Annotated in this window: 13 protein-coding genes and 1 tRNA gene; 11 read left to right on the top strand and 3 right to left on the bottom strand. The window is 44.7% G+C overall.

Annotated elements, in window-relative coordinates; all coding sequences use genetic code 11:
- Positions 1-159: 159 nt before the first annotated feature.
- Both H8K52_RS19380 and H8K52_RS19375 read right to left on the bottom strand, forming a co-directional pair.
- Positions 160-672 (bottom strand): peroxiredoxin family protein, encoded by a 513-nt coding sequence (locus tag H8K52_RS19380; RefSeq protein WP_186924563.1) that lies wholly within the window; start codon positions 670-672, stop codon positions 160-162.
- A 121-nt stretch (positions 673-793) separates the two neighbouring features.
- Positions 794-2239: a S41 family peptidase gene (locus tag H8K52_RS19375; RefSeq protein WP_186924562.1), complete on the bottom strand. Its 1446-nt coding sequence runs from the start codon at positions 2237-2239 to the stop codon at positions 794-796.
- Positions 2240-2479: 240 nt separating this feature from the next.
- Here H8K52_RS19375 and H8K52_RS19370 point away from each other — a divergent pair, with 240 nt between their 5' ends.
- Positions 2480-3040, top strand: a complete 561-nt coding sequence (locus H8K52_RS19370; protein WP_186924561.1) for a DNA-3-methyladenine glycosylase I — start codon at positions 2480-2482, stop codon at positions 3038-3040.
- A gap of 20 nt (positions 3041-3060) precedes the next feature.
- Positions 3061-3837 carry a spermine/spermidine synthase domain-containing protein gene (locus H8K52_RS19365; protein ID WP_246464710.1) on the top strand — a complete coding sequence of 259 codons (777 nt, stop codon included), beginning with the start codon at positions 3061-3063 and terminating at the stop codon, positions 3835-3837.
- Between the two features lie 14 nt (positions 3838-3851).
- Here the strand turns inward: H8K52_RS19365 and H8K52_RS19360 are convergent, their stop codons facing one another.
- Positions 3852-4802 carry a cation diffusion facilitator family transporter gene (locus H8K52_RS19360; protein ID WP_186924559.1) on the bottom strand — a complete coding sequence of 317 codons (951 nt, stop codon included), beginning with the start codon at positions 4800-4802 and terminating at the stop codon, positions 3852-3854.
- A gap of 242 nt (positions 4803-5044) precedes the next feature.
- Here H8K52_RS19360 and H8K52_RS19355 point away from each other — a divergent pair.
- From H8K52_RS19355 to H8K52_RS19315, 9 genes are all read left to right on the top strand, one after another.
- Positions 5045-5121, top strand: a tRNA-Val gene (locus H8K52_RS19355).
- 224 nt (positions 5122-5345) lie between these two features.
- Positions 5346-7253, top strand: coding sequence for a threonine--tRNA ligase (gene thrS, locus H8K52_RS19350; protein ID WP_186924558.1), 1908 nt, complete (start codon positions 5346-5348; stop codon positions 7251-7253).
- Positions 7254-7297: 44 nt separating this feature from the next.
- Complete coding sequence (gene infC / locus H8K52_RS19345; protein WP_186889229.1) at positions 7298-7834, top strand: translation initiation factor IF-3; 537 nt, start codon at positions 7298-7300, stop codon at positions 7832-7834.
- Between the two features lie 316 nt (positions 7835-8150).
- Entirely contained in the window at positions 8151-8348 is a 198-nt protein-coding gene (gene rpmI, locus H8K52_RS19340) for a 50S ribosomal protein L35 (protein ID WP_038493025.1), read from the top strand.
- A 28-nt stretch (positions 8349-8376) separates the two neighbouring features.
- A complete protein-coding gene (rplT, locus tag H8K52_RS19335; RefSeq protein WP_186924557.1) occupies positions 8377-8736 on the top strand; it encodes a 50S ribosomal protein L20 in 360 nt (119 codons plus the stop codon).
- 185 nt (positions 8737-8921) lie between these two features.
- Entirely contained in the window at positions 8922-9938 is a 1017-nt protein-coding gene (gene pheS, locus H8K52_RS19330; RefSeq protein WP_186924556.1) for a phenylalanine--tRNA ligase subunit alpha, read from the top strand.
- Between the two features lie 85 nt (positions 9939-10023).
- Positions 10024-12450, top strand: a complete 2427-nt coding sequence (gene pheT / locus H8K52_RS19325) for a phenylalanine--tRNA ligase subunit beta (protein ID WP_186924555.1) — start codon at positions 10024-10026, stop codon at positions 12448-12450.
- Between the two features lie 159 nt (positions 12451-12609).
- A complete protein-coding gene (locus H8K52_RS19320) occupies positions 12610-13032 on the top strand; it encodes an integration host factor subunit alpha (RefSeq protein WP_186924554.1) in 423 nt (140 codons plus the stop codon).
- Between the two features lie 23 nt (positions 13033-13055).
- The gene (locus H8K52_RS19315) at positions 13056-13418 is read left to right on the top strand and encodes a MerR family transcriptional regulator (RefSeq protein ID WP_186924565.1); all 363 of its coding nucleotides are present in this window, start codon (positions 13056-13058) and stop codon (positions 13416-13418) included.
- Positions 13419-13428 lie beyond the last annotated feature (10 nt).

Raw genomic sequence — 13428 nt, 5'->3', positions numbered from 1 at the left:
ATTGAGTCTTCGTTTGAAAAATACGTGGCGAAGTTCTTTTATTTTTAAAGTGCCTACTAGAGACGCAATCATTACCCAATAAAAAACCCCGCTTTTAATAAAAGACGGGGTTTGTCAGCGATCTGACGCACGCTAGCCGTGCGTTTTTTTCTGGGCGAATTAGGGATTTAGAGATTCCCACAAATTATCCCAATCTTCCGCTTTAAACGTTCCTTCGCGTTTTAGACTTAACTGCCCATTTGGTGCGATAAGAAAGTGTGTAGGATCTGTATTCATTACACTAAAACCCTCGAGCTGTTCCGCATTGCCACGCCAGATCAACGGAAATTGTTGATTCTTGGGGATGCTCGCGCCGAGTATCTTGGTGTACAACGCAAAATCCGCTTGGGTTTTATCGGTATTGACACCAATTAGCACGAAATTTTTTCCGTGATTATCTCGATAAAATTCCCGCATTAATTTCAGATCGCGCGCACAGACACTGCATCCCGCGCTATAAAAACTGACTAAGATGGTCTTTCCTTGGTAGTCTTGCAAATTGATTTTTGTGCCTCGATAGTCGATACCCACTAAATTAAGCTTGGTATTGGTTTTTAGCTGTTGTGCGGAAACCGTGTGGCTTAGAAATAAGGAAAAACAAAACAAACAAAGGTAAGCAAAATTTTTGAACATGATAGATGGCTGTAAGAGTCCCGATTGTGCATTAGTCGTATAGGAACAGCAAAACTTACATCGACAATGAAAAAAATCCCAAACATCGCTGTTTGGGATTTTTGTTTGACCGTTGTTCAGATCATTTTTTGAATTTATTATTTCTCCAATCGTGCGGCTCACGGTCGGCAATTTGTGATGCATTGCTTCCAGTGGTTGGTGGTGGCATATAACCGGTTGCGCCGCAAACACCATTTTTACTATAGCTAGCAGCATTCGCTAATAATCGTTCACTGAGTGAACCAAGCTCATTTTCTAAATCATCACTAGCAGGGCAGGTCGGGGCGAAACCATTCACGTAACCGCCTTTACCTGCATCATTGACGCCATCAAATTCAATCGCGAAATAGGCTATGCCGCAATTATCTTTTTGGCTAAAACCGTAAGGCTTGCCGCAGGTATTTCCGCCGATGGTAATTACTTGGACGAAAGGTGATAAGCCATTGATGATGGATTCGCTGGCAGAACAAGTTCTGGCACTGGTTAATACAAAAACGCGTGGCAGATTTAATTGTGGCAAGTCCTGTCCTGAGCGGGATTTGTTGGTGAACAAAAATTTGCTTTCGGCAGTCCAGTCAGCGTGCTTGTCATTGTATTGCAGCTGCTCAAAAACGCGGCCTTGCGCTTTGCTGCCTGCGATCATCGATGCAACTTCATTGGCAATGTAGATGTAGCCACCACCGTTATAACGCAGATCAAGTACGAGGTCATCAATGCCTTGTTGCTTGAATTCGCGCAAGCTAGTAATCAATGGATCTGACGCAGTGGCGATATGATCGGTGAAGACGATATAGCCTAAACGGCGATTTGTTGCGGTTGTAATGATTTTGTTTTGTAAAACTGGTTTTGTCGTGACGGTTGTCGCTTGCATCTGGACGATACGCGTGGTGTTAGAACCGACATCCTTGACCTCGAAACGCGTCGAAATTTGTGAGCTGCTCGGGTAAAGCGACTCAATTTGATTGTCATAACTGACTTGCTCAATTGGCACGCCGTTTAAGCCAACGATTTCCGCTCCACGCTTAATTCGCTGTTGGTCTGCTGGTGAATTAGGCTGCACAAAAGTTACGCGAAGTCTGTTGTTTTGATTAACCAGCTTGTAGCCAAAGCCAACATCTTCACCAGCTTCAAAATAGCCGTCGATTTCATCCTTGTCAGCAGTAAAGCTAAATCTATCGTTTGCTTTGACCAATAAAGCGTCAAAATAGCCTTCAGGTGTCGCGTAATTCGCTGCTGGGACATCGACAATTTGTTTGTACCAGAGATAAACGTCATGAAGATGTGCTCGAACCCAAGATTTTTCTGCACTGGCAGTGCAAATGTTGGCATAAGTCTCTGGTAAACCTATGGTGCTGGTAGAGCCGTTATTTCCTGAATTATCTGAACCTGTCACAGCACAAACACCCTTGCCATTGCCGCATAGATTAATGCTGGGTTCTGAACTACCTCCGCCACCACAACTTATTAGCATTAACGATAAACCTGCAGTGACGATCGAGTTGCGAGCGACGGCGAAATTTTTGAGCATGTTGGTAACCTTTTTTGATTTGGGTTTAGTTTTATTTTGACTAAAAGGATATGGCCTAGTGTTTACATTGGCAGTGTCTTATGAATGCGAAGCAGTATAATCGAACTCGATTGGCATAGAAAGAATATGTGTCTAAAAGAGCAAATAAATAGCCTATTGATTGCGACATCTGAGAATGCTATTTGATTCCAAATGTAATTCCAGATTCAATCTTATTTTCGGGTGGAAAGAAAGGAACTTATGTCGTTACAGCGTTGCGGATGGGCAAATACTGCTAATCCTTTGTATTTGCACTACCACGATCATGAATGGGGCGTGCCATGTCATGATGAGTTGCGTCTATTTGAAATGCTCAATTTGGAGGGAGCGCAAGCAGGATTGAGTTGGGAAACTGTTTTAAATAAACGAGAGAATTATCGTTTGGCTTTTGATGCTTGGGATGCTGAGAAAATTGCTTTGTATGATGAAGCCAAGATAGCAAATTTAATGCAAAACGCTGGAATTATCCGTAATCGTTTGAAAATTCACGCGACAATTTCAAATGCTAAGGCGTATTTGAAATTGCGCGTAGAGACGGGTGGTTTGGACTCTTATTTGTGGGCATATGTTGATGGCAAACCGATTTTAAATAAAGGGGAACGCATTGTCATGACAGATTTGTCAGATCAGATTTCTAAAGATTTGAAGAAGCGTGGGTTTAAGTTTGTCGGCTCGACGATCATTTATGCGTACATGCAAGCGATCGGGATGGTAAATGATCATGCGCACGATTGTGCTTGGCGACAAGTTTCCCCAGTTTGACTATGAAAAGAAGAAGTTTAATGAGTCCTTCGACGATCGACTATCCAGATGTTTTTGTTTCCGAATTCAGAGGTGTCCGTTCTTTGCATTTGGCTAGTGAAATTAATGCTGATACGAGTTGCGCGCCAATTCAAGGCTCCATGCGACTAGCGGTTCCAGATCAAATTGAGCTCGAATATGTACAGCAAATGAATTTGTGGATGTTGTTCGATATGTTGCCTAAACATATAGTTCAATTGGGGTTGGGCGCTGCTTCGCTAACCAAATTTTGTTATCGCCATTTTCCTGATGCGTTAGTCACAGCTGTTGATCTCAATCCCAAAGTGATTGCCATGTGTCGTGAGCAATTTAAGTTGCCACCAGACGATGATCGTTTGCGGGTGTTAGACATGGATGCCTTCGATTTTGTGCGTAATCGAGCGCGTCATGGCACCGTGGATGTGATTCAGGTGGATTTGTATGATGCGGAAGCTGATGGGCCGGTATTGGATAGTCCTGAGTTTTATGAAGCGTGTGCTGCTTGCTTGACGCCTGAAGGCATGATGACTGTTAACCTGTTTGCCAATGATGTGCAGCGTCGAAAAAATATCGAAGCGATGCAGGAGTATTTTGATGTTGTGGTGTGGTTGCCTGAGGTTCACGATGCAAATGTTGTGGCGATCGCATTTAAGACCGCTCCGGAAATCGATTTTGAAATTTTGTATCAACGCGCTGCGATTTTGCGAGTGAATTACAAACTGCAGGCGCCAGTTTGGGTCAATGGTTTAAAAGCTTGGATGTTGCGCGAGGAAGATTGAGTCTATGCATTGAATCAGGTTGCATTAAATTCATCATCCCTTAAAACCTCAGCTTGCAAGGTGATGTGATCGATTCCGTGTTTTTCCAGTAGCATCTTTTTGATGCTCTCTAAAATGCGCGGCCATGCGCTCAAATCATCAATCTCCAAATGGCCAATCAGCGCTGGTTGACCTGGTGACATATCCCAAATATGAAGGTCGTGAACCGAGGCGACGCCAGGTGTGGCTTCGAGATCACTACCAATTTTTACATAGTCGATATGATGAGGTACGCCTTTCATTAAAAAGTGAAAGGATTCTTTAAGAACACCAATTGTTGATTTTAGTATGAGCAGCGAGACAAAGATCGATAAAATTGGATCAATTGGCATCCAGCCGGTGTAATAGATTATCGCTCCTGAAACGATGGCGGCCACCGATCCTAGCAGGTCGCCCATGACATGAATTAACGCCGCCCGCGTATTCATACTGTCTTTGTCGTGGGAAAGAACCCACGCCACAATTATGTTGATTGTTAGGCCAATCGCCGCGACAATCATAACGATGCCGCCTTGTACTTTTTCTGGTGTCGCGAGTCGCTGTAATGCTTCAAAGCTAATCCATGCAACTACGCCTAGCATTACCAAACCATTTACAAAGGCGGCTAAAGCTTCGGAGCGGCCAAATCCAAATGTATGTTTAGCCGTTGGTGGGCGTTTGGCAATAATTTGCGCCAATAAGGCGAGGCCGAGCGCTGCGGAATCCGTCACCATGTGACCTGCGTCGGAAATGAGTGCGAGCGAATTGGACAGGAGGCCAAACGCGACTTCGACTCCAGCAAAGAACAAGGTTAGTCCAAGTGCCCATGCCAAAATAGATTGACTGCGATCAGCAAAATAGTGCTGGTGCTCCGCATCGCCATGGCGATGTGCATGAAGGTGCGCGCTTTTGTCTGGGGTGCTATGTGTGTGTGGGTCGTGTGGCATGAAAGGATAGCTTTGGATAAGTGAGATCGCATTGTAAGGGATTTAGATGTGACTCGATGTTTCAATTCTTGGTTAATGTGATTTTGGTGCAAAGGATATTTTCGATTTGTGACCGGTTTGTTTTAAGTTGGTCTTGAAGTTGATTTAAAGATTGCGTTTAGGATTCTGGGGGGGGGGCTTATATGAATTTTTTAAAAAGCTCTTTACGACTTTGCTGTAGTTTGCTATAGTCACGGCTCTTCGGGCGGTTAGTTCAGCTGGTTAGAATACTTGGTCGACATCCAAGGGGTCGCAGATTCGAATTCTGCACCGCCCACCAGAATTTAGTAAAAATAAGTAGTACTTTGTAAGAGCGAGAAAGGCATCATGGTTATGACACCGCGAACTACGATCACATTCCTTTGTGAGCGACGCTAGTCGAGGTGTTTTTTCGTCTTCAGGTACGATAAAAAACGCGGCTAGTCCGCGTTTTTTTTCGCCTATAGATTTTGTGTTCCTATTTTTTTGTTTTTTTCTTTGGCTTAGGCCCGTATGGAGATGAATATGATTTCAATTCGATTGCCCGATGGTTCGCAGCGACAATTCGAGTCCGCCGTCACGGTAGCGCAAGTCGCTGCCAGTATCGGCACGGGTTTGGCGAAAGCGGCCTTGGCAGGTAAAGTGAACGGTAAATTAGTTGATACTTCGCATTTGATCGAAGCTGATGCTGATCTAGCCATTGTGACTGACAAAGATGCGGATGGCTTGGAAGTGATTCGCCACTCGACTGCACATTTACTTGCGTACGCAGTGAAAGAATTATTCCCTGAAGCGCAAGTGACTATCGGTCCAGTGATTGAAAACGGTTTTTACTATGATTTTTCCTACAAGCGCCCATTCACACCGGATGATCTGGTGGCGATTGAAAAGAAAATGACTGAGTTGGCAAAGAAGGATGAGCCAGTTACTCGCAAAGTATTGCCACGTGATGAGGCGGTTGCTTACTTCAAATCCATCGGTGAAGCTTACAAAGCTGAAATTATAGAATCGATCCCTGCGGATCAAGATGTGTCTTTGTACACTGAAGGCAATTTCACAGATTTGTGCCGTGGTCCGCACGTGCCTTCAACAGGCAAGCTCAAAGTATTCAAACTGATGAAGTTGGCTGGCGCGTATTGGCGCGGTGATTCCAAAAACGAGATGCTACAACGCGTTTATGGCACTGCATTCGCGAAGAAAGAAGATCAAGAACAGTACCTGCACATGTTGGAAGAGGCAGAAAAGCGTGATCATCGTAAGTTGGGTAAGAGTTTGGACTTGTTCCACTTCCAAGATGAAGCGCCTGGTTTGATTTTCTGGCATCCAAAAGGTTGGACGATCTGGCAGCAAGTTGAACAATACATGCGCAAGGTGTATCAAGACTGTGGCTACCAAGAAGTCAAGGCGCCGCAAATTTTGGATCGCACTTTGTGGGAGAAAACTGGGCATTGGGAGAACTATCGCGAGAATATGTTCAGTACCGAATCTGAAAATCGTAACTACGCGTTGAAGCCAATGAACTGCCCAGGTCACGTGCAGATCTTCAATTCAAATATGCGCAGCTATCGCGAATTGCCATTGCGTTACGGTGAGTTCGGTCAATGTCATCGTAATGAGCCATCTGGCGCGTTGCACGGCATTATGCGTGTGCGTGGGTTTACACAAGATGATGGTCATATCTTCTGTACTGAAGATCAGATTCAAGACGAAGTAATGGCTTTTCATCCGCAAGCGATGAAGGTGTATGACGATTTCGGTTTTGAAAATATTCAAATTAAATTGGCGTTGCGCCCTGAAAATCGTATCGGCTCTGAAGAAATTTGGGATAAGGCGGAAGAGACTTTACGCGCTGCTTTGCGTAATTGCGGCATGACTTGGGAAGAATTGCCAGGTGAGGGTGCTTTCTACGGTCCTAAGATTGAATATCACTTGAAAGATAGTTTAGGTCGTCCATGGCAAGTCGGTACGATGCAAGTGGATTTTTCTATGCCAGGTCGTCTAAGTGCTGAGTACGTGTCTGACGACAACTCTCGTAAAGTGCCAGTGATGTTGCATCGCGCGATTGTTGGTTCAATGGAAAGGTTTATTGGTATTTTGATCGAGAATCATGCTGGTGCTTTGCCAACTTGGTTAGCTCCAGTGCAAGTTGCGGTGCTTAATATTTCCGAGTCGCAGGCTGAATATGCTAAATCTGTCGCAGAAAACCTGAAAAAACAAGGCTTTAGAGTGCATACAGATTTGCGTAATGAGAAGATTACCTATAAAATACGCGAACATTCCATGCAAAAATTGCCTTACATCATCGTAGTTGGTGATAAAGAACGGGATGCAAATACAGTGGCTGTGCGTACGCGCGGTAATCTGGACTTGGGTGTAATGACTCAAGAAGCCTTCTTGGATCGCCTCAAAAACGACTTGGAAACCAAGGCTTAACCAGCTTTTGCCCGCGAAAAAGTACAGCCTGTTTATTTAAATTTTTGAAGGAAACTAAGATAGCTACCGATAAGTCACATCGCATCAACGGCGAAATTACAGCGATAGAAGTGCGTCTGTCCGGCGTTGAGAACGAGCCTTTAGGCATTGTTAAATTAAGTGAAGCATTTCGCTTAGCCGAAGAGGCCGAAGTAGATTTGGTGGAAATCGCGCCAACCGCGCAGCCACCTGTTTGCCGATTGATGGATTACGGCAAATTTAAGTACCAAGAGCAGAAGAAGGCGCACGAAGCCAAGCTGAAGCAAAAAGTTATTTTGGTCAAGGAAGTGAAATTCCGTCCAGGTACAGATGATGGTGATTACAATATTAAGTTGCGTAATTTGACCAAATTCTTAGATGACGGCGATAAGACTAAAATTACATTGCGTTTCCGTGGACGTGAAATGGCACATCAAGAAATTGGTATGCGCATGTTAGAGCGTTTGAAACTGGATCTTGAGCCTTACGGTCAGGTTGAACAGTTTCCTAAGATGGAAGGACGCCAAATGGTTATGATCCTTTCACCGAAAAAGAAAAAGTAATTCGGTGAGCCCATAAATCTAATTGTAGGGCGCATTACTTTGTTGTTTGTCTCTGCAATACCTTTGTATTGCTGCGGGAAACGCCTAGTACTGCAACCCTAAAATTGAATTTCTGAACCCACCTTGCGATCTCGAAGTTGGAGCGCAAAATAAAGAATTTGTAGTGGCAGTGATTCGCAAGCATCGCCGTCGCAACAAAGGGCATTGAACTCGATTTCAAGCCCAAGCTAAGTGAGAAGTAGGCATCCAAGAGTAACGTCATTGTTGCCACCTACCATCATATAAAAAGGAACTGTCGTAAAAGACAGGATGTAAAATGCCTAAAATGAAAACAAAGAGCTCTGCAAAGAAGCGCTTTCGTGTACGCCCAGGTGGAACTGTTAAGAGTGGTCATGCTTTCAAGCGCCATATCTTGACTAAAAAAACCACTAAGAACAAACGCCAATTGCGTGGCACCCGTAACATCAACGCGTCTGACGTAACATCAGTCATGCGTATGATGCCAACAGCTTAACCTCTACTCACTATTTTAAGGAGTTATCATGCCTAGAGTAAAACGTGGGGTTACCGCTCGTGCCCGTCATAAGAAAGTTCTCGATTTAGCCAAAGGCTATCGTGGTCGTCGTAGTAAGGTATTCCGTATTGCTAAGCAAGCAGTTATGCGCGCTGGTCAATATGCATACCGTGATCGTCGTAACAAAAAACGCGTATTCCGCGCTTTGTGGATAACCCGTATCAATGCTGCATCTCGTCAACATGGTTTGACTTACAGCGTGTTCATGAACGGCTTGAAAAAAGCGAACATCGAACTCGACCGTAAAGTGTTGGCTGATATGGCTGTGATGGACAAACCAGCATTTGCTGCGATTGTTAGTCAAGTAAAAACGACTTTGGCTGCTTAATTAGTCATAGTCTGTAGATTCGCCTAGTGCGAAGATGCAATATGAGCGGGGCAGAGGTTCAATCCTGTGCCCCGTTTGTTTTTCTGAAGGGCTTTTGCAAAATCGCTCACTCGATTGATGTGAACTATTTTGTGTAAGTCTTTGAAATATTAATTCCATTATCCACATAACGTGGGAAAAATCGCATGAATTCCTTAGATCAAATCGTAACTCAAGCTGTCGCTGATTTTGCTGCTGCTCCAGATGCAGCCGCTTTAGAAAATGCGAAAGCTTTGTACCTTGGTAAATCCGGTCAAATTACCGAGCAAATGAAAAGTTTGGGCAAGCTCGCGCCTGATGAACGTAAAGTTCAGGGTGCAGTGATTAATGTGGCTAAAGAGAAAATCGAAAATGCATTGACAGCTCGTCGTGACGCGTTAGCCAACGCGCAGATGGAAGCACGTTTAAACGCCGAAGCGATCGACGTGACTTTACCTGGCCGCGGTCGTGGTATCGGTGGTATTCATCCAGTAATGCGTACGTGGCAGCGTGTTGAAGAAATTTTCCGTTCAATCGGTTTTGACGTGGCTGACGGTCCAGAAATTGAAAATGACTGGACCAATTTCACAGCCTTGAATAGTCCGGAAAATCATCCTGCGCGTTCTATGCAAGATACTTTCTACGTTGAAGGTAATGACACATCTGGTAAGCCCTTGTTGTTGCGTACCCATACTAGTCCTATGCAAGTACGTTACGCACGTATGAACAAGCCACCGATTAAAGTTATCGCACCAGGTCGTACTTACCGTGTCGATAGCGATGCCACGCATTCACCTATGTTTCATCAAGTTGAAGGCTTATGGATTGCTGAAGATATCAGCTTCGCCGATCTCAAAGGTGTGTATCTCAATTTCGTGAAAGCCTTTTTTGAAACGGATGATTTGCAAGTGCGCTTCCGTCCATCCTATTTCCCGTTTACCGAACCTTCTGCAGAGATTGATATTGCCTTCGGTAGCGGCCCTTTGAAGGGGCGCTGGTTGGAAATTTCCGGTTCAGGTCAAGTGCATCCATCCGTCATTAAAAACATGGGTCTCGATCCTGACCAGTATATCGGTTTCGCATTTGGCTCTGGTTTAGAGCGACTGACGATGCTGCGTTACGGTGTCAGCGATTTGCGCTTGTTCTATGAAGGCGATCTGCGATTCTTGAAGCAGTTTAACTAAGTAACTAAGAACAATTAGCCGCAGAGGCTTTTAATTATATTGATGCGCATTTGCGCCAAATATTAACCAACATCACGGTTGAATTATGCAATTTTCTGAAAACTGGTTACGTACCATGGTAGATCCGAACATGACTTCGGATGAGTTGTCTCACTTATTGACGATGGCAGGTTTGGAAGTGGAAGAAGTGGAGCCGGTTGCTCCACCATTTAGTAATGTGGTTGTCGCAGAGATTCTTGAGATCGCTAAGCACCCTGATGCGGACCGTCTAAATGTATGTCAGGTCGATGTTGGTACTGGCACTTTGTTGAATATCGTATGCGGCGCACCGAATGTTAGGGTTGGTATGAAAGTGCCATGTGCAACGGCTGGCGCAGTCTTGCCTCCAGGTGCTGATGGGAAACCTTTCTTGATCAAGGTCGGTAAATTGCGCGGTGTTGAGTCTCAAGGCATGTTGTGCTCGGCACGCGAATTGAAATTATCAGAAGATCACGGCGGTCTGATGGATTTGCCAGCTGACGCGCAAGTCGGTCAAAATTTTCGCGATTACTATCAGTTAAATGATTTGAAATTCACGATTAAGTTGACCCCGAATAAAGCCGATTGCCTATCCGTACTCGGTGTTGCTCGTGAAGTGTCGGCTTTAACTGGCACACCTATGCATTTGCCTGAAGCACACATTGTTCCTGTTAGTTTGACTGAAAAGTTGCCAGTCAAAATCAGTGCGCCTGATTTGTGCGGTCGTTTTGTTGGTCGTGTGATACGCGGCGTGAATGCAAAAGCAGCTACACCGGATTGGATGAAGCAACGCCTTGAACGCAGTGGTCAGCGACCAATTTCTGCGTTAGTTGATATCTCCAATTATGTGATGTTAGAGCTTGGTCGCCCAAGCCATGTCTTTGATCTGGATAAAATTCACGGCGGCCTCGATGTTCGTTGGGGTAAAGCTGGCGAGTCTCTAAAGCTGTTAAACGGCAATACAGTAGCGGTTGATGAATGGGTAGGTGTGATCGCGGATCATCAAGAGATCGAATCTTTGGCTGGTATCATGGGCGGCGATTCAACTGCCGTGACATTGGATACAGAAAACATCTATTTAGAGTCTGCATTCTGGTGGCCGCAAGCTATTCAAGGTCGTGCCCGCAAATATAATTTTTCGACTGATGCGGCACATCGCTACGAGCGCGGTGTGGATTTTGCATCTATCGTTGAACACGTTGAACGTATTACTGCTTTAATCGTTGAAATTTGTGGCGGTACTGAGCATGTCAAAGTCGGTCCAGTCGATGATTTAGTCGTTAATTTACCAAAACGTCTGCCGGTTAAATTGCGTACAGCACGTGCCAACAAAGTGATTGGCGTAGAATTTACGGACGTGCAAATCGCTGACATTTTTACTCGCCTTGGTTTGCAATTCACGCAAGAACCGGGCTTGTTTTCGGTCACTCCTCCGTCCTATCGTTTTGATATTGAAATCGAAGAAGATTTGATCGAAGAAGTGGTGCGCGTCTATGGTTTTGAGAATATTCCATCCTTGCCACCAGTTGCACCGAATGCGATGTTAATTGCGCCGGAAAATACCCGCTCCGCATTTACTTTGCGTCGTCAAATTGCCGATTTAGATTATCAAGAAGTGGTCAATTACAGCTTTGTGGAAGAAGTGTGGGAAAAGGATTTCTGCGGTAACGATAATCCTATCAAACTGCAAAATCCAATTGCTAGTCAAATGAGTGTCATGCGTACCAGCTTGATCGCAAGTTTGGTCGCAAACACACGCTACAATTTGAATCGCAAACTAAATCGCGTCCGTATTTTTGAATTGGCCGCAGTATATTTGCGCGACGAAGCGGTGACGGATGGCGCATTGACTGTTGCCGGATACGATCAGCCTAAACGTCTGGCAGCGTTAGCCTATGGCCCCGTCGCTGCAGAACAATGGGGGCAAGCGACACGTAATGTTGATTTCTTTGATTTGAAGTCAGACTTGGAAAATTTATTTGCGCCCAAAGTGCTGCGTTTCAATAAAATTGACCATCCTGCTTTACATCCAGGACGTTCCGCTCAAGTCGAGTGCGATGGGAGAATCATTGGGCTGATTGGTGAGTTGCATCCACGCTTACAACAGAAGTATGACTTGCCTCTAGCGCCTATCGTGTTTGAAGTCGAGGCAGCTGCATTGCAGGCCGTTTATTTGCCGACACATCGTGAAATTTCTAAGTTCCAAGCTGTGACACGTGATTTAGCTTTGGTTGTGAAACAAACTGTTTCCACACAAGATTTGATCGACGTTTTCCAGGCGGAAATAAACAAAGCTGAATCTTGCAAAATCGTGCAAGACCTTGTTTTATTTGATGAATATCGTGGTAAAGGTTTGGAAAATGACGAGAAAAGTCTTGCTTTCCGCTTTAGCTTGCAAGATACTCAGAACACGCTACAAGATGAAACGGTTGAGTTGGCAATGGCAGCGTTAGTCGCATCTGCAGTCGCAGGTGTTTCCGCAAGACTTCGTTAAAATTTACTGACTTTTTTGACGCTCTGAGTGCCAATGCTAACTGGCAGGTAGGGGCGTCAAAACATTTCAGCAATTACAGAATAAGTTGTCATGATGTGCTCTGCGAAAAGTCGATGTTCATCCAGCACAAAGAGTAAGTTAAAAAATAGGTAAATAATGATGAACGATGTAAATTCTGCTGATCTTCAATCTCTGTTGGATGAAGATTTAAAACGTGCCATGCATGAAGCGCAGGCGCGTTCAAAAGCAGAAAAAGATTTGCCTACCCTAACTAAGGCCGAGCTCGCCGAGCTCTTATTTGAGCAAGTGGGTTTAAACAAACGTGAAGCAAAGGATATGGTTGAGACCTTCTTTGGCGAGATCCGGGATGCGTTAGAACGTGGAGCTGAGGTTAAACTTTCAGGTTTCGGAAATTTTCAACTGCGGGATAAGCCGCAGCGACCAGGCCGCAATCCTAAGACGGGTGAAGAAATTCCGATTACCGCTCGCCGTGTAGTCACTTTTCATGCGAGTCAAAAGCTAAAAGCGATGGTTGATGACTTACATTCCCCAATTCAATTTAATAGTGCTAACGCAGCGTAGTTCCCCCTATGAGTGATGCCGATATGGAAAACTTTGTGTTGCCTCCGATTCCTGCTAAACGTTATTTTACGATAGGCGAGGTCAGTGATTTATGTGGTGTAAAACCGCATGTGTTGCGCTATTGGGAGCAGGAATTTGCACAGCTAAAGCCGGTTAAGCGGCGGGGCAATCGTCGTTATTATCAACATCACGAAGTTCTTCTTATTCGCCGCATTCGTGAATTACTTTATGAGCAAGGCTTTACGATTAACGGTGCTCGCAATAAGTTGAATAATCAAGTCGCGCATGTGGAAGAAAAGATCGAAGAGCAGGAGTCAGCGCCGAATATTAGCTTCAGTAAAATTCGCGGTGAGCTGCGTGCGGTGCTAGATATACTTGCAATTTAAGCTTATCGAG

The sequence above is a fragment of the Affinundibacterium seohonense genome (genome assembly GCF_014284305.1).
Classification (GTDB): domain Bacteria; phylum Pseudomonadota; class Gammaproteobacteria; order Burkholderiales; family Burkholderiaceae_D; genus Undibacterium; species Undibacterium seohonense.
Note: the sequence above shows the minus strand (reverse complement) of the source record. Positions and strands in the feature narration are given on the sequence as shown.